Source organism: Pseudomonas sp. TE4620 (assembly GCF_056279045.1).
In genome coordinates this window covers 3,796,089-3,811,454 of the sequence record NZ_JBWBQO010000001.1, presented here as the reverse complement: position 1 = coordinate 3,811,454, position 15,366 = coordinate 3,796,089, and the positions used below count along the sequence as shown (strand labels likewise).

The following is a 15,366-nucleotide window of genomic DNA, read 5'->3' as shown; positions in this document are numbered from 1 at the left end:
CTCAGCTACCCAGGTAACTGGAGCAGCACTTCTTGAACTTCTGCCCGCTTTCGCATGGGCAGGGATCGTTGCGCGTGGCCTTGAGGCCGACGGTCGGGTCAATGAAGTACCAGCGGCCGTGGTTCTGCACAAAGGCCGAGCGTTCGCGATGGCAATGCTCGCCATCGCTGTCGTGCCAGCGAGCGGTAAAGGTGACAAAGGCATGTTCGGGCTTGCCGCCGAACACCTCGGCGCCTTCGACTTCAAGGCCCAGCCAGGTGCTCTGCTGGCTCCAGTTGCGGATCGCCTCGCGGTCGAGCCCGGCTTGCTGCGCTGGCAGGGTGGTGGTCACCAGATAGTCGACCAGCCCCAGCACGTAGGCGCTGTAGCGCGAACGCATCAGGGTCTGCGCGTCGGGGGCGGGGAGCCCAGCGTGATAATGCCCGCAGCAGGTATCGAGCAGATCGCCGCTACCGCAAGGACAAACCGAGACACTCATTGCTTCACCACCAGTACTTGCCAAAATTTTCCGGGTTGGCCCAGAACTTGGCGTTGAGCCAGTCCGGGACCTGTTTGTATTCACGTAGATCATAGGTGAACAGGTTCAAAACCTGCGCATCGCGCTGGAATTTTTCACTGGCTTGCAGGGCCAGGGCGAAGAAGTCGGTTTCTTGCCAATCGCAGGCGCTCAGGTCGGCCAGCACCGCCACGCGGCTGGCATTGAGGTTGCGGATGCCGCCGAGCAATTGCAGGCCATCGCGTTTGCTCAGGTGCTCGAGGCAATCGACCAGCAGCGCCAGGTCGAAGCGTTGCGCCGCAAGCTCGGCCGGCAGAGCGCCGGGGTTGGCCACGGCGATTTGCGCCTGCGGGTGCGCCTGGGCGAAAGCCTCCAGAGCCGGAAAGCGCTCACCTATCAATAGCAGGCGTTGTGGCGCATAGCGATCAAGCAGGGCGGCCAGGGCCTGTTGCGGGGTGCGCTGGGAAAAACCGTCCATCATCGGGAATCCTCGGTCAGATGGGGCAAGACTAACGGTCTGGCGCCACTTGGCATAGTGCCGCGGCGCCGCATCATGGCCTATTGCTGGCGGATATCAATGAGGCGGTCTTTACTCCCAGAGCATCGGTTTTGCACCGATTCCCCCTAGGAGATGCAACAAAATGAGCATAGTACGCACAGCATTACCTCTGGTTCTGCTAACCAGCGTGTTGACTGGTTGTGCAGGTTTGCAAAAAACCGACTGGCCGAAGTGTGCTGCCGTCGGGGGCGTAGGCGGCGCAGCCCTGGGCGCTATCGAGAGCTCCAGCTGGGCAGGCTGGGGCGCGCTGCTTGGCGCGGGCATGGCCGCCGGTTACTGCTGGGCCCACGGCGATGGCGACGAAGACGGCGATGGCGTGCCGGACAGCCGCGACAAGTGCCCGGGCACGCCACGTGGCGTGCAGGTCGATGCCAACGGATGCCCGCCGGAGCCTGTCGCCGTGGTCGAAGAAGTCGCCGTGGTCAAGGAAGAGGTCATTGTCATTCGCGATGTTCACTTCGAGTTCGATTCGGCCAAGCTGACCGCAACCGACAAGGAGCGCCTCAATACCATTGCCACGCGCCTGAAAAACGAAGCGGCGAGCGCGCGCTTGAGTGTCACTGGCCACACCGACAGCAAAGGCTCCGATGCCTATAACCAGAAACTCTCGGAGCGCCGCGCGCATTCGGTCACCGAATACCTGATCGAGAGCGGCGTGCCACGTGCCAGCTTCGTCTCGGTGCGCGGTGCCGGTGAGACCCAGCCGGTTGCCGACAACGCCACTGCCGATGGCCGGGCGCAGAACCGTCGTACGGAAATTCGCATCGAGCGCTGAAGCGCCAGCGGCCTGCGGCTTGAGAAGTACCGCAGGCCGGTCTTTACTCCTGTGTGACCGGTAGAGGCCGGTGACACAGGAGCAATTCTCATGAGTGTTCTCTTCAAGGCCACACTGCCGGTCCTTCTGGCCGCAAGCCTGCTCTCCGGTTGTGCGACCCACAGCGATGGCAGCGCCCCACTCAATCAAAGGACCTGGCCTATCTGCAGCCTGCTTGGCGGTCTGGTCGGTGGCGGTCTGGGTGCCATCGAAAGTTCCGCCTGGGCAGCCGGTGCCGGTGCTGCCGGCGCGATTGCCGGCGGCCTGATCTGTTATGCCCAGGACGGTGACGAGGATGAAGACGGCGTGTTCGACCGTCGCGACCTCTGCCCCGACACGCCGGCCAACACCCCGGTCAGCCATACCGGTTGCCCGCTGCCGCAATACCCAGCGAGCCAGAAAGCGCCGGAGCCTGCACCGACCTCGGAAGTGATTACCCTCAGCGACCAGGGCGCGGTGATGTTCGCCTTTGACTCGGCGCAGTTGACCAGCGCGGCCCAACAGCAGTTGCAGGCGCTGACCAGCAAGCTCAATGGCGCCAATGTAACCAGCGTCAAAGTCGTCGGCCATACCGACAGCCAGGGCTCGGACGCCTACAACCAGGCGCTGTCCGAACGGCGAGCCAGCAGTGTTGCCGAGTACCTGATCAGCCAGGGCCTGTCGCCCGCCAAGGTCACCAGCCAGGGCCAGGGTGAAAGCCAGCCGGTTGCCGATAACGACACTGATGCCGGGCGGGCGCAGAACCGCAGGGTGGAACTGCACCTTAATTGATCGGGCCACTGACACAAGGACTGGCACAAGGAGCGTGTCAGCCGTTACTGTTGCAGGCGATGCCAGCACCCCTGGCATCGCCACCGAAAAATAACAACGGGGGGCGCCTATGCAAGGGTTACTGGGGCTGGCCAAGGCCCTGACCGTGGTGTTCTGGTGGGTGGTACTGGTCAATTTGCTGATACCGCTGGAGCACCCCTTCCACCTGCTGATCAATGCCGCCGGTGCCGCCCTGCTTGGCCTGCACTTGCTGGAAGTATTGATGTTCAATGGTTGCCTGCGTGAGCGCAGCCATCGTTGGTTCGATCGCTTGCAGATCCTGCTGGTCGGTATTTTTCATGTTCTTTCAATTCCGGCACCCCGCAAGGAAGCTGCTAATGCGTAAATTGATCATTCTGGCTGCGTTGTTCAGCCCCCTGGCCCTGGCCGACGCCATCAGCGTGGCGGCCCATTCGGTGCTGCGCCTGCCAAACAAGGCCAGCGTCGTGCATTTGCAGCGCCTGGAGGTTGCTGATTCCGCCACCCTGGTGCTGCCCGCCAGCCTGGTCGATCTCAGGATCGATGAGTTGCACCTGGGCCAGGAGGCGCGAATTGCCATCGTGCCGGCCGAAACCACCCTGCAGCTTGAAGTGCAACGGGCCAGCTTCGGCGAGGGCAGCCAGATCGTTGCCCATGGTGCCCCGGGCACTTACGAAAAAGCGGCAAAGGCCGGGCGCAACCTGGAATTGCAACTGCATGAGCTCAAAGCCTCGACCCTGGCCATTGATGCCCGTGGCGGCGCCGGTGCGCCGGGTTATGTCGGCCTTGATGGCGCCAATGGCAAGCCGGGGGGCTGCACCTGGGGCCAGGCCAGCCGCGGCGCCAATGGCGACAACGGTGGCAATGGCCATGACGGCGCGCCGGGTGGCCGGGTGCGGCTGGCGTTGCCGGCAGGTTTTCCTGCTGAGCGCATCGTGGTCCAGCTTGATGGCGGTGCGCCAGGCGTGGCGGGTGCAGCCGGCAAGCCGGGGGCCGGTGGCGCAAGCAAGGGCTGCCTGGTGTACAGCACTGCGGGTGGTGCGGCAGGCAAACCTGGGGCTGCGGGTCAGCCGGGAGCGGCGGGTGCAGTTGGAGAGTTGATCTTGCAGCGCCTGTAAAAGCACGCGCCGGCCCCTGTTGGAGCCGGCTTTGCCGGCGACGGGCTGCAAAGCAGCCCCTTGACCTGGTTCACCACAGCACCCCACCCGACAGCACCACCGCAATCCCCAGCACCAGGTTGAGCCCGACCATCCGCCGAATCCTCGCCATCACCGCCGCGCCCGCCGGCCAGTCCTCAGCCTGCACCGCCTGGCGCAGTTCCGGGAACAGCAACGACTGGACACGAAAGAACACGGCAAACATCGCAATCGCACCGCCGATCATCACCTGGACATGCCGTGGCGTGGTCTCGAAGCTGGCAAAACGGGTGTTGACCATGAACATGCCGCTGATCGCCAGCACCGCGATTGCGATCCATACCCAGCCAAAAAAACGCTGAAACACTTCTACCCACAGGCGTAGGCGAGCGGGGCCTTCCAGGGCTGCAACCGCCGCCGGGCGCAGGATCAGCCAGGCAAAGAACATCCCCCCGACCCACACCAGGGCGGCCAGAACATGCAGGCTGTAAGACAGGGCAAAGACGGGCATGGGGATCTCCATTCGGCGCAAAGGGCAATAGCGGGGTATGATAGCGACCCAATCGAAACACTGAAAATTTATCCAGCCCTTCGGGCGCCCGACACCATGATCAGCAACGAACTCAAAACCACGATTCAGGGCGCCTATTCGCGTTTTCTCGAAGCCAAGAGCCTCAAGCCGCGCTACGGCCAGCGTCTGATGATTGCCGAAGTGGCCAAGGTGCTCGGCGATATCGACTGTGACGACGAAGGCCGGCGCGTCGGTGAACCAGCGGTGGTCGCGGTCGAGGCCGGCACCGGTACTGGCAAGACAGTGGCCTACAGCCTGGCCTCGATTCCGGCGGCCAAGGCGGCCGGCAAGCGCCTGGTGATCGCCACCGCCACGGTTGCCCTGCAGGAGCAGATCGTCTTCAAGGACCTGCCCGACCTGATGCGCAACAGCGGCCTCAATTTCAGCTTCGCCCTGGCCAAGGGCCGTGGCCGCTACTTGTGCCTGTCGAAACTCGACGTGCTGCTGCAGGAAGGCCAGGCGCAATCGGCCACTGCCCAGCTGTTCGAGGAAGAAGGCTTCCGGATCGAGGTCGACGAGGCCAGCCAGAAGCTCTTTACCAGCATGATCGAAAAGCTCGCCGGCAACCGCTGGGATGGCGATCGTGACAGCTGGCCCCAGGCTCTGGAAGACCAGGACTGGGCGCGCCTGACCACCGACCACAGCCAGTGCACCGGGCGCCATTGCCCGAACTTCGGCCAGTGCACCTTCTACAAGGCCCGCGAAGGCATGGGCAAGGTCGATGTAATCGTCACCAACCACGACATGGTTCTCGCCGACCTGGCCCTGGGCGGCGGCGCCGTGCTGCCGGACCCGCGCGACACCATCTATGTATTCGACGAAGGCCACCACCTGCCCGACAAGGCCATCGGCCATTTCGCCCATTACACCCGTTTGCGCTCGACTGCCGACTGGCTCGAGCAAACCGCCAAGAACCTGACCAAGCTGCTGGCCCAGCATCCGCTGCCGGGCGACCTGGGCAAATTTATCGAGCAGGTGCCGGAGCTGGCCCGTGAGATCAAGGCCCAGCAGCAGTTCATGTTCAGCGCCTGCGAGCAGGTTGCCGATTTCCGCCCGGGCGAAGACATGGAAGGCCGTGAGCGGCCTCGTCATCGTTTCGAAGGCGGCGTGGTGCCTGAGCACATGCGCGAGATGGGCATCGAGCTGAAAAAGGGCTTTTCGCGCCTCAGCGACCTGTTCACCCGCCTGACCGAGCTGCTCAAGGAAGGCATGGATGGCGAGGTCAATATCGGCATCGCCAGCCATCAGGCCGAGGAGTGGTACCCGCTGTTCGGCAGCCTGCTGATGCGCGCCCAGGGCAACTGGGAGTTGTGGACCGCCTTCACCGCCGAAGACCCGGAAGACAGCCCGCCCATGGCCCGCTGGCTGACCCTGGCCGAAAGCGGCGCGTTGTTCGATATCGAGGTCAATGCCAGCCCGATCCTTGCCGCCGAAATGCTTCGGCGCAACCTGTGGAACGTCGCCCACGGCGCCCTGGTGACCTCGGCGACTCTGACGGCACTGGGCAAGTTCGATCGTTTTCGCATGCGTGCCGGGCTGCCCAAGACCGCCGTTACCAGTGTTGTGCCGAGCCCCTTCCACCACGTTGACGCCGGCGTGCTGCGGGTGCCAGACCTGCGTGCCGACCCGCGCGATGCCGCCGCCCACACCGCGGCGATCATCCGCGACCTGCCGGAGCTGGTGGAAGGCTCGCGCGGTTCGCTGGTGCTGTTTTCCTCGCGCAAGCAGATGCAGGACGTGTTCGATGGCCTGGACCGCGACTGGCGCAAGCAGGTGTTCATCCAGGGCAACCTGTCCAAGCAGGAAACCCTCAACAAGCACAAGGCGCGGGTCGATGGCGGTGATTCCAGCGTGCTGTTCGGCCTCGCCAGCTTCGCCGAAGGCGTCGACCTGCCGGGCGCATATTGCGAGCACGTGGTGATCGCCAAGATTCCTTTCGCCGTGCCGGATGACCCGGTCGAAGCCGCCCTGGCCGAATGGATCGAGGCCCGTGGTGGCAACCCGTTCATGGAAATTGCCGTGCCGGACGCCTCGTTGCGGCTGATCCAGGCCTGCGGGCGGCTGCTGCGCACCGAAGAGGACCGCGGCACCATCACCCTGCTTGACCGGCGGGTGGTCACCCAGCGCTACGGCAAGGCTATTCTCAATGCGTTGCCACCGTTTCGCCGGGAAATTTCCTGAAAACCCGGAGCGCAATGCTCCGGGCGTTGTCTATCACTCAGTTCAAGGCCCCATGGGCCCTCAAGGAGAGCTCCAGCCCTATGATTCGCCGTACCTTGCCTGCCGTATTCGCACTGTTGTTCAGCACGCCGTTGCTGGCTGGGCAACAGACGCTGTTCAGCTTCGTTCGCCCGGCCGCCGTGGTCAATGTGCTGACCGAAGATGCCAGCCTGCCGCAGTACAATGCAGAGCAGACGGCCGAGGGCGAGGTGCTGCGCCGCGTGGTGTTCAACCCGGTGGCGCAGCCCAAGCTGCGCCTGACTCCGCAGGCCGGGGCCTGGGACTGGTCCAGCGCCACGGCCCTGACCTTGCGTCTGCAAAGCGCCATGGACTGGGCGCTGACCGTCGATGTCACGGTGCTAAGCAGCGACGGCAAGACCCTCACCAGCCGCATCGACCTGCCGGCGGGCCCGGCGCAAACCGTCTATGTACCGCTCAAGGCCAGTTCGCCGCTGAGCCAGGGCATGCGCGCCGGGCCGCCGATGCCTTGGGTGCACGAGGGCCAGCGGGTACTGCTGACCAGCAGCGCTGGCGAGGTCGATCTCAAGCAGGTGGTGTCGGTGACCTTGTCGATGAACAAGCCCAACGTCGCCCAGAGCATCCTCATCGAGCGCGTCGGCACCCAGGATGACGAGCAACTGCAAAAGGCCGTGTACACCGGCCTGATCGACGGCTATGGCCAGTCGACCCGCGGTCGCTGGCCGGAAAAGATCGTCAGCGATGACCAGCTCAAGGCCGCCGCCGGCCGCGAACAGCTGCAGCTCAAAGGCTGGCTGGGCGAACGCAGCAAGCTCAAGCTCGACAAGTTCGGTGGCATCAGCGAAGGCCCGGCGTTCGAGGCCAAGGGCTTCTTTCGCACCGAGAAACGCGAAGGTCGCTGGTACCTGGTGACCCCCGAAGGCCATCCGTTCTATTCCCTGGGCGTCAACACCGTGGCAGCCGACGGTGGCCGCACCTATGTGGCAGGGCGCGAGAGCATGTTCAGCGCACTGCCGCAAGCAGGTGAGGCGCTGGCGCAGTTCTACGGTGAAGGCAACAACAACGACGGCAATGGCTCGGCCCGTGGTCGCAACTTCAACCAGGGGCGCTGGTTCGACTTCTATGCCGCCAACATCGAGCGCAGCCACTCCACCCCATGCACGCCGGTGGCGGCCAGTGACAAAGGCGCGGCGGTGGACTGTCCACCCGCCAGCTTCGACAAGCAGCGCTGGCAGGGCCACACCCTCGACCGCCTGCAAGCCTGGGGCTTCAATACCCTGGGCAACTGGAGCGAGCCGACGCTTGGCCAGGCCAACCGCATGCCGTACACCTTGCCGCTGTCGATCGTTGGTGACTACACCAGCATCAGCACCGGCATGGACTGGTGGGGCGGCATGCCTGACCCGTTCGACCCGCGCTTTGCCATGGCCACCGAGCGTGCGGTGGCGATTGCCGCCCGCGATCACCGCGACGACCCCTGGCTGATCGGCTACTTTGCCGACAACGAGCTGGCCTGGGCCGCCCCCGGTGACGATCCCAAGGCCCGCTACGCCCTGGCCTACGGCACCTTGCGCCTGACCACCGATGTACCGGCCAAGCGTGCCTTCCTCAAGCAGTTGCGCGACAAGTACCGCAACCAGGCCGGCCTGTCCAAGGCCTGGGGCATCGATCTGCCCGCTTGGGAGCTGATGGAAGACCCAGGGTTCGAACCGCCGCTGCCAAGCCCTGAGCACCCGGAAATCGAGGCCGACTTCAAATACTTCCAGAAGGTCTTCGCCGAAACCTATTTCAAGACCATTTCCGACTCGCTGAAGTGGCATGCGCCCAATCATCTGTTGCTTGGCGGCCGTTATGCCGTGAGCACCCCGGAAGCAGTCGGCGCCTGTGCCGAGTACTGCGACGTCATCAGCTTCAATTTCTACACGCCCAAACCGCAGGACGGCTACGACTTCAACCAGCTCAAGGCGCTGGACAAGCCGGTGCTGGTCTCCGAGTTCCAGTTCGGTTCCCGCGACCGTGGCCCGTTCTGGCCGGGGCCGATGGAGGTGGCCAAGGAAGAGGGCAGGGCGCCGGCCTATGCCAGCTTCATCAAGGCCGCGCTGGATGAACCGTCAATCGTCGGTGTGCACTGGTTCCAGTACCTCGACCAACCTGCCAGCGGGCGCCTGCTCGATGGCGAGAACGGCCATTTCGGCCTGGTCGGCATTACCAATGTACCGTTCCAGGGCTTTGTCGACGGCGTGCGCAGGAGCAATCTGCAAACCCAGGAACAGTTCGGTAAAACCCTGGTGACCCCGGAAAAAGCGCCGAAGACTCCCTGACACCTGCTGCCGGGCATGCACCGCCCGGCTTCTGTCTGTTCCCAAATCGTGCGCAGGCTGAAACAATGCACAGCCATTTGATAAGCCGGTTTCGCGGGAGTTGCTGGGTGCAGATTCAGGGTCATTACGAGCTTAAGTTTGAAGCGGTACGTGAAGCCTTTGCGGCGCTGTTCGACGCTCCTCAGGAGCGTGGCGCGGCGCTGTGCATCCAGGTTGGCGGCGAAACCGTCATCGACCTCTGGGCCGGCAGCGCCGATAAAGACGGCGCCGAGGCCTGGCACAGCGATACCATTGCCAACCTGTTCTCCTGCACCAAGATGTTCACCGCCGTAACCGCCCTGCAGCTGGTCGGCGAAGGCAAGCTGGCCCTGGATGCGCCGGTGGCGCGGTACTGGCCGGAGTTCGCCCAGGCCGACAAGCAATCGATCACCTTGCGGCAACTGCTCAGCCATCGCGCCGGTGTGCCGGCCCTGCGTGAGCTGATGCCGGCCGAAGCCCTCTACGACTGGCACGCCATGGTCCAGGCACTGGCTGGCGAATCACCGTGGTGGACCCCGGGTACGGCCCACGGCTATGCGGCCATTACCTTTGGCTGGTTGATCGGCGAACTGATTCGCCGTGCCGATGGCCGCGAGCCAGGCGAATCGATCGTTGCCCGCACGGCCAGGCCGCTGGGCCTGGACTTTCATATCGGCCTTGGCGAAGAAGACTTCCCCCGCGTTGCGCATATCGCCCGCAGCAAAGGCAACATGGGCGACGAGGCGGCCCAGCGCCTGCTCCAGGTCACCCTGCGCGAGCCGCAAGCCCTGTCGACCCGGGCCTTTACCAACCCGCCGGGGATGCTTACCAGCGTCAACAAACCCGAGTGGCGGCGCATGCAGCAACCGGCGGCCAACGGCCACGGCAACGCCCGCAGCCTCGCCGGTTTCTACGCAGGCCTGCTCGATGGCAGTTTGCTGGAGTCGGAGCTGCTCGATGAGCTGACCCGCGAGCACAGCCTTGGCCAGGATCGGACCTTGTTGACCTCGACCCGTTTCGGTCTTGGCTGCATGCTTGACCAGCCGAGCGTCGCCAACGCGACCTTTGGTCTGGGCGCGCGCGCCTTCGGTCACCCGGGGGCGGGCGGTTCGGTGGGCTTTGCCGATCCGGAACACGATGTTTCCTTTGGTTTTGTTACCAATACCCTGGGCCCTTACGTGCTTATGGACCCTCGGGCGCAGAAGCTGGTGCGGGTATTGGCCAGCTGCCTTTGATCGGTTAACCCCCATGGGGCCTGAACCCTTTGGCTATTCTGAATTCCAAAGCCCTGCATTGCTGGGCCAAATTTCTTTCATTTTCATGGTGTATCGCTGATGTCTTCGCATAAATCCTTAGCTCTCGCCCTGTGCCTGGCCGTGACCGGCTGCGCGCAGCATCCTCAGAAAGATGGCGCCGCAGATGCCGGCTTCAACTGGTGGCCGTTTGGCTCGGACCAGGTCGTCGACAAGGAAGTTAAGGAAGTGGTCACCGAAAAAGTCGCCAAGGCCGACGCCAAGTCGGAAAGCGCCAGCCGCTGGTGGTGGCCGTTTGGTGACGACGCCAAGGGCAAGACCGCTGCCGTACCGAAAATCGACCACAAGGCCACCCAGGCCTGGCTCGACAGCTACGAGCCAAAGCTGCGCGAAGCGATCAAGGACAGCAAGTTCGAAGTCGAGCGCCGTGAAGACGTATTGGTCGTGACCGTGCCGGTCGACAGCTCCTACAACCCGGATCGCCCAGCGATGCTGCTGCCGGTCACCCTCGGCCCGATCACTCGCGTAGCCAAAGCCGTCGAGGCCGACAAGCAGACTGCCGTGCTGGTCCTGGGGCATGCCGACACCAGCGGTGTTGCCGCCACCAACACCAAACTCAGCCAGGAGCGCGCCGGTTCCGTGGCGGCGATCTTCCGCCTCAGCGGCCTGGAGCGTGATCGCCTGATGCTGCGCGGCATGGGCTCGCAAATGCCGCGTGCCGCCAACGACAGCGTTGAAGGCCGCGCCTTGAACCGTCGCGTTGAACTGGTACTGACCCCGCAGAACACCATGGTTGCCCTGCTGGCCAAGTACAAGCAGCCAACCCCGAGCCCGGCCGAACTGGTTGCCGTACAGGATGCCAAGGCTCCGGCCAAGGCTGCAGCGAAACCGGCTGCCAAGCCTGCAGCCAAGGCGCCAGCGAAAAAGGCCACTGTGGCCAAGAAAGCCGCGCCGGCCAAGGCCGCTGCCAAGAAGCCTGCCGCCAAGCCTGCGGCGAAGAAGGCGGCGGCACCGGTGGCGAAAAAAGTCGCCGCCAACACCAGCCCTGCGAAGACTAACTGATCGTCAAGGAACGCAGTAATGACCCAGTCCCTGGCCGATATGCGCCGCGATTACACCCGCGATGGCCTGACCGAAGCCCAGGCTCCGGCGCAGCCGTTCGCGTTGTTTCGTCAATGGTTCGATGATGCCCTGAACACCGAGCAGCCACCGGTGGAAGCCAACGCCATGACCCTGGCGACGGTGGATAGCGAAGGCCGCCCGCATTGCCGGATCGTCCTGCTCAAGGGCCTGGACGAGGAGGGTTTTACCTTCTTCACCAACTACGACAGCGCCAAGGGCCAGCAGCTGCTGGCCAACCCGTTCGCGGCCATGACCTTCTTCTGGCCGGCGCTGGAGCGTCAGGTGCGTATTGAGGGCCGGGTGGTCAAGGTCAGCCCGCAAGAATCGGACGAGTATTACCAGGTGCGCCCGCTGGGCAGCCGCCTGGGCGCCTGGGCCTCACCGCAGAGCCGGGTGATCGCCAACCGCGCCGAGCTCGAGGGCCTGGTCAAGGCCACCGAACAGCGCTTTAGCGACAACCAGCCACACTGCCCGGAGCACTGGGGTGGCTACCGCCTGCTACCCGAGCGCATCGAGTTCTGGCAGGGCCGCGCCAGCCGCCTGCACGACCGCCTCAACTATCGCTTGCAGCAAGGTAACTGGCTGCGTGAGCGCCTCGCGCCTTAATCGGCCTGGTAACCGGCGGCCTCGCGTTCCAGCCAGGCCGCCAGTTCACTGCGTTTGACCTTTTGCGCCTTGGCGCTGTCCAGACGTTGTAGCATGAAGGCTTTCTTGCCTTCGTCCTGGCCTGCCAGCGACAAGGCCAGGTCACGGTCCATCCAGCGCTTGATGCGAACGTAGATCCACCAGTGGAAGTACAAGCCTGCCACGGTGGTTATGACGACGATGAAGTAATCCATGTCTATCCTTGCGCTAGAAGTTTCTACAGGCTGCCCCTATAGCAACAGGCTGTACGGAAGCTGAATGGAAGCAATTTTACCCCGCATGTGTCGTGACAGTCGTCAATGCGCGGAGTCTAATGAGCATCTGTCTTACGGAGATCATCCAATGCGTAAATCTGTTCTGCTGGTGGCAAGCTTCACCACAATGTCGCTGCTGCTTGGTGGTTGTGCCTCGAGCCTGACCGGCGATTCGTACTCCCGTGATGAAGCGCGCCGTGTGCAGACCGTGCGCATGGGCACCATCGAGTCCCTGCGGCCGGTAAAAATCGAAGGGACCAAGACCCCGATCGGCGGCGGCGCCGGTGCCATCGTCGGCGGCGTCGCCGGCAGTGCGGTAGGTGGTGGCCGCGGCAGTATCGTTGCCGCCGTGATCGGCGCCGTGGCCGGTGGCCTGGCAGGCTCCGCCGCCGAAGAAGGCCTGACCCGCACCCAAGGCGTGGAAATCACCGTGCGTGAAGATGACGGCAGCATGCGTGCCTACGTGCAGGCCGTGCAGCAGAACGAGATCTTCCGCGTCGGCGAGCGTGTGCGGATCATGACCGTCGACGGCACCAGTCGCGTCACTCACTGAGTTTTGCACCACCCATTAAAAACCCCGACTCGGCAAAGCCGGTCGGGGTTTTTTATTGCCTTGAGACTCAGGCCGTGACGGGCTTGCGACTCGACAGCGCGGTGATGCCATAGCCGATCAGCGCGGCCAGAATGGAGCCGGTGAGAATGCCCATGCGGTCCATGCCGGCGTATTCGCTGCTACCCGGCACGAAGGCCAGGGAGCCGACAAACAGGCTCATGGTGAAGCCGATGCCGCAGAGAATCGCCACACCCAGCACCTGGCCCCAGTTGGCACCCGCCGGCAAGGCGGCCATGCCTGCCTTGATCATCACCCAGGCGAAGCCGAACACGCCGAGGGTCTTGCCCACCAGCAAACCTACGGCAATGCCCATCGGCACGTGATGGGTGAAGCTTTCGAGGCTGACCCCGGCCAGTGACACACCGGCGTTGGCGAAGGCGAACAGCGGCAGGATGCCATAGGCAACCCAGGGGTGCAGGGCATGCTCCAGGCTCAGCAGCGGCGAAGGCTCGGCGTTCTTGGTGCGCAGCGGAATGCACAGCGCCAGGGTGACACCGGCCAGGGTGGCGTGCACACCGCTCTTGAGCACGCAGACCCAGAGGATCAGGCCGACCACCATGTACGGGCCAAGCTTGACCACGCCCATGCGGTTCATCGCGATCAGTACCAGCAGGCAAGCTGCCGCCAGGCCCAGCGACAGGCTCGACAGGGTACCCGAGTAGAACAGGGCGATGACGATGATCGCCCCCAGGTCGTCGATGATCGCCAGGGTCATCAGGAACAGCTTGAGTGAAACCGGTACGCGCTTGCCGAGCAAGGCCAGCACGCCGAGAGCGAAGGCGATGTCGGTGGCCATGGGGATTGCCCAGCCAGCCACGGCAGCCGGGTTGTCCTTGTTGAGGAACCAGTAGATCAGCGCCGGTACCACCATGCCGCCGATAGCGGCTGCGCCGGGCAAGACGATCTGCGAAGGCTTGGACAGATGCCCGTCGACCACCTCGCGCTTGACCTCCAGGCCAATCAGCAGAAAGAACAGGGCCATCAGCCCGTCGTTGATCCATAACAACAGGGGCTTGGCGATTTTCAGCGCGCCAATCTGGGCGACTACGGGAACATCCAGCAAGCCGTTGTACAGGTACGACAAGGGCGAGTTGTTGATGATCAAGGCCAGGGCAGCTGCAGCAATCAGTAATAGACCGCTGGCAGCTTCCAACTGAAAGAAACGAGTGAAAGTGCTACGCAGGGGCAAGGGCGCTCTCCATCCTGAAGGTTCTGATAGGGGCACACCCTACCCTGTGGTGATATTCTTTAAAACAAAAACTATATTCTTTTTTGTTATAAGCTGTAACCAACTCACGCCATGCAGCCTAGCAGTTGCAGTCGATAATTCACCGTGGCTGTATCTGTAGCAATTATCAGAATTTTCCTAACATGTTCTGCTGAACTTCGAACTTTTTGCCCGAGAATCGACTATGACCGATCACCGCCAGTGGGCCCGTGAAGCCATCCGCATCATCGAAGCGGACTTCCAGCGCAGCGCCGATACCCACCTGATCCCGCTGCCGCTGCCTGGGTTTCCTGAGGTCGAGCTGTATTTCAAGGATGAGTCGAGCCACCCCACCGGCAGCCTCAAGCACCGGCTCGCGCGTTCGTTGTTTCTTTATGCCCTGTGTAACGGCTGGTTGCGTCCGGGCGCGCCGGTGATCGAGGCGTCGAGCGGCTCGACGGCGATTTCCGAAGCCTACTTTGCGCGCTTGCTTGGGCTGCCCTTCATTGCCGTGGTACCGGCCAGTACCTCGCAGGAAAAGATCGCCCAGATCGCCTTCTATGGTGGCCAGAGCCACCTGGTGCAGGATCCGACGCAGATCTACGCCGAGTCCGAGCGTCTGGCCCGGGAAAGCGGCGGACACTTCATGGACCAGTTCACCTATGCCGAGCGCGCTACCGACTGGCGGGCGAACAACAACATCGCCGAGTCGATCTTTGCCCAGATGCGCTTCGAGCAATTTCCCGAACCGAGCTGGCTGATTTCCAGCCCCGGTACCGGTGGCACTACCGCGACCCTGGGCCGTTACGTGCGTTATCGCCAGCACGCCACCCGGGTGTTGTGCGCCGATGCCGAGCGCTCGGTATTTTTCGACTGCTACAAGACCGGTGACCGCTCGCTGCGCCTGGACTGTGGTTCGCGCATCGAAGGCATCGGCCGACCGCGGGTCGAGGCGTCGTTCCTGGCGCAGGTGATCGACGCCATGGTCAAGGTGCCGGACGCCCTGTCACTGGCGGCCATGCATTACCTGGCCCAGCGCCTGGGGCGGCGGGTCGGCGGCTCCAGCGGCACCAACCTGATCGGCGCCCTGGCGGCGGCGCAACACATGCGCGCGGCGGGGGAGGCCGGCTCGATCGTGGCGATCCTCTGCGACGGCGGCGATCGCTACGCCACTACCTACTATGACCAGGACTGGTTGAGCGGGCAGGGGTATCAGCTGGAGGGGATGATCGCGGCGGTGACGGCGTGTGTCGAGCGCGGTGAGGCGTTGCCGGAGTCGGTGTTGCGCGAGGGTGTTTGAAGGCGGGCTGCCTTGCAGCCCATCGCGGATCACGTCGAGTCGTCGCACCGCTGCTCCCACAGGATTGCA

16 protein-coding genes are annotated in these 15,366 nt (G+C 63.6%); 11 read left to right on the top strand and 5 right to left on the bottom strand.

The window, feature by feature from the left end; genetic code table 11:
* Position 1: 1 nt before the first annotated feature.
* Both ACZ9A3_RS17635 and ACZ9A3_RS17630 read right to left on the bottom strand, forming a co-directional pair.
* Positions 2-478, bottom strand: a complete 477-nt coding sequence (locus ACZ9A3_RS17635) for a YchJ family protein (protein WP_045197781.1) — start codon at positions 476-478, stop codon at positions 2-4.
* A gap of 4 nt (positions 479-482) precedes the next feature.
* A complete protein-coding gene (locus ACZ9A3_RS17630; protein WP_093380171.1) occupies positions 483-977 on the bottom strand; it encodes a DUF6231 family protein in 495 nt (164 codons plus the stop codon).
* Between the two features lie 160 nt (positions 978-1,137).
* Here ACZ9A3_RS17630 and ACZ9A3_RS17625 point away from each other — a divergent pair, with 160 nt between their 5' ends.
* From ACZ9A3_RS17625 to ACZ9A3_RS17610, 4 genes are all read left to right on the top strand, one after another.
* Complete coding sequence (locus ACZ9A3_RS17625; protein WP_045197785.1) at positions 1,138-1,830, top strand: PA1041 family peptidoglycan-binding anchor lipoprotein; 693 nt, start codon at positions 1,138-1,140, stop codon at positions 1,828-1,830.
* A 90-nt stretch (positions 1,831-1,920) separates the two neighbouring features.
* Positions 1,921-2,640, top strand: coding sequence for a PA1041 family peptidoglycan-binding anchor lipoprotein (locus ACZ9A3_RS17620; RefSeq protein WP_093380174.1), 720 nt, complete (start codon positions 1,921-1,923; stop codon positions 2,638-2,640).
* A gap of 109 nt (positions 2,641-2,749) precedes the next feature.
* Complete coding sequence (locus tag ACZ9A3_RS17615; protein WP_045197789.1) at positions 2,750-3,025, top strand: DUF1145 domain-containing protein; 276 nt, start codon at positions 2,750-2,752, stop codon at positions 3,023-3,025.
* Positions 3,018-3,776 (top strand): collagen-like protein, encoded by a 759-nt coding sequence (locus ACZ9A3_RS17610; RefSeq protein WP_213603447.1) that lies wholly within the window; start codon positions 3,018-3,020, stop codon positions 3,774-3,776. Before ACZ9A3_RS17615 ends, ACZ9A3_RS17610 begins: the two co-directional genes overlap by 8 nt.
* Before the next feature lie 70 nt (positions 3,777-3,846).
* Here the strand turns inward: ACZ9A3_RS17610 and ACZ9A3_RS17605 are convergent, their stop codons facing one another.
* Positions 3,847-4,305 carry a CopD family protein gene (locus ACZ9A3_RS17605; protein WP_401289372.1) on the bottom strand — a complete coding sequence of 153 codons (459 nt, stop codon included), beginning with the start codon at positions 4,303-4,305 and terminating at the stop codon, positions 3,847-3,849.
* 96 nt (positions 4,306-4,401) lie between these two features.
* On the opposite strand from ACZ9A3_RS17605, the gene dinG reads away from it, so the two are divergent.
* From dinG to pdxH, 5 genes are all read left to right on the top strand, one after another.
* Positions 4,402-6,546 carry an ATP-dependent DNA helicase DinG gene (gene dinG, locus ACZ9A3_RS17600; RefSeq protein WP_045197794.1) on the top strand — a complete coding sequence of 715 codons (2,145 nt, stop codon included), beginning with the start codon at positions 4,402-4,404 and terminating at the stop codon, positions 6,544-6,546.
* An 80-nt stretch (positions 6,547-6,626) separates the two neighbouring features.
* The gene (locus ACZ9A3_RS17595) at positions 6,627-8,885 is read left to right on the top strand and encodes a beta-agarase (RefSeq protein ID WP_476252953.1); all 2,259 of its coding nucleotides are present in this window, start codon (positions 6,627-6,629) and stop codon (positions 8,883-8,885) included.
* Positions 8,886-8,992: 107 nt separating this feature from the next.
* Positions 8,993-10,138 (top strand): serine hydrolase domain-containing protein, encoded by a 1,146-nt coding sequence (locus ACZ9A3_RS17590; RefSeq protein ID WP_476252952.1) that lies wholly within the window; start codon positions 8,993-8,995, stop codon positions 10,136-10,138.
* Between the two features lie 99 nt (positions 10,139-10,237).
* Positions 10,238-11,218 carry an OmpA family protein gene (locus tag ACZ9A3_RS17585; RefSeq protein ID WP_093380189.1) on the top strand — a complete coding sequence of 327 codons (981 nt, stop codon included), beginning with the start codon at positions 10,238-10,240 and terminating at the stop codon, positions 11,216-11,218.
* An 18-nt stretch (positions 11,219-11,236) separates the two neighbouring features.
* Positions 11,237-11,884 carry a pyridoxamine 5'-phosphate oxidase gene (pdxH, locus tag ACZ9A3_RS17580; RefSeq protein WP_045197804.1) on the top strand — a complete coding sequence of 216 codons (648 nt, stop codon included), beginning with the start codon at positions 11,237-11,239 and terminating at the stop codon, positions 11,882-11,884.
* On the opposite strand, the gene ACZ9A3_RS17575 is transcribed toward pdxH, so the two are convergent.
* Positions 11,881-12,117 (bottom strand): hypothetical protein, encoded by a 237-nt coding sequence (locus tag ACZ9A3_RS17575; protein WP_038999159.1) that lies wholly within the window; start codon positions 12,115-12,117, stop codon positions 11,881-11,883. The two genes, pdxH and ACZ9A3_RS17575, sit on opposite strands and share 4 nt — an antisense overlap.
* A gap of 148 nt (positions 12,118-12,265) precedes the next feature.
* Between ACZ9A3_RS17575 and ACZ9A3_RS17570 the strand changes: the two genes are divergently transcribed.
* The gene (locus ACZ9A3_RS17570) at positions 12,266-12,730 is read left to right on the top strand and encodes an outer membrane lipoprotein (RefSeq protein ID WP_010221079.1); all 465 of its coding nucleotides are present in this window, start codon (positions 12,266-12,268) and stop codon (positions 12,728-12,730) included.
* A 67-nt stretch (positions 12,731-12,797) separates the two neighbouring features.
* On the opposite strand, the gene nhaA is transcribed toward ACZ9A3_RS17570, so the two are convergent.
* Entirely contained in the window at positions 12,798-13,979 is a 1,182-nt protein-coding gene (gene nhaA / locus ACZ9A3_RS17565) for a Na+/H+ antiporter NhaA (RefSeq protein WP_093380192.1), read from the bottom strand.
* Between the two features lie 223 nt (positions 13,980-14,202).
* Here nhaA and ACZ9A3_RS17560 point away from each other — a divergent pair, with 223 nt between their 5' ends.
* Positions 14,203-15,297, top strand: coding sequence for a PLP-dependent cysteine synthase family protein (locus ACZ9A3_RS17560; RefSeq protein ID WP_045197810.1), 1,095 nt, complete (start codon positions 14,203-14,205; stop codon positions 15,295-15,297).
* Positions 15,298-15,366 lie beyond the last annotated feature (69 nt).

Excerpts from the sequence above, each read along its gene's own strand:
- ACZ9A3_RS17635 (WP_045197781.1), bottom strand. The coding sequence starts at position 478 with ATGAGTGTCTCGGTTTGTCCTTGCGGTAGCGGCGATCTGCTCGATACC.
- ACZ9A3_RS17630 (WP_093380171.1), bottom strand. The coding sequence starts at position 977 with ATGATGGACGGTTTTTCCCAGCGCACCCCGCAACAGGCCCTGGCCGCC.
- ACZ9A3_RS17625 (WP_045197785.1), top strand. The coding sequence starts at position 1,138 with ATGAGCATAGTACGCACAGCATTACCTCTGGTTCTGCTAACCAGCGTG.
- ACZ9A3_RS17620 (WP_093380174.1), top strand. The coding sequence starts at position 1,921 with ATGAGTGTTCTCTTCAAGGCCACACTGCCGGTCCTTCTGGCCGCAAGC.
- ACZ9A3_RS17615 (WP_045197789.1), top strand. The coding sequence starts at position 2,750 with ATGCAAGGGTTACTGGGGCTGGCCAAGGCCCTGACCGTGGTGTTCTGG.
- ACZ9A3_RS17610 (WP_213603447.1), top strand. The coding sequence starts at position 3,018 with ATGCGTAAATTGATCATTCTGGCTGCGTTGTTCAGCCCCCTGGCCCTG.
- ACZ9A3_RS17605 (WP_401289372.1), bottom strand. The coding sequence starts at position 4,305 with ATGCCCGTCTTTGCCCTGTCTTACAGCCTGCATGTTCTGGCCGCCCTG.
- dinG (WP_045197794.1), top strand. The coding sequence starts at position 4,402 with ATGATCAGCAACGAACTCAAAACCACGATTCAGGGCGCCTATTCGCGT.
- ACZ9A3_RS17595 (WP_476252953.1), top strand. The coding sequence starts at position 6,627 with ATGATTCGCCGTACCTTGCCTGCCGTATTCGCACTGTTGTTCAGCACG.
- ACZ9A3_RS17585 (WP_093380189.1), top strand. The coding sequence starts at position 10,238 with ATGTCTTCGCATAAATCCTTAGCTCTCGCCCTGTGCCTGGCCGTGACC.
- pdxH (WP_045197804.1), top strand. The coding sequence starts at position 11,237 with ATGACCCAGTCCCTGGCCGATATGCGCCGCGATTACACCCGCGATGGC.
- ACZ9A3_RS17575 (WP_038999159.1), bottom strand. The coding sequence starts at position 12,117 with ATGGATTACTTCATCGTCGTCATAACCACCGTGGCAGGCTTGTACTTC.
- ACZ9A3_RS17570 (WP_010221079.1), top strand. The coding sequence starts at position 12,266 with ATGCGTAAATCTGTTCTGCTGGTGGCAAGCTTCACCACAATGTCGCTG.
- ACZ9A3_RS17560 (WP_045197810.1), top strand. The coding sequence starts at position 14,203 with ATGACCGATCACCGCCAGTGGGCCCGTGAAGCCATCCGCATCATCGAA.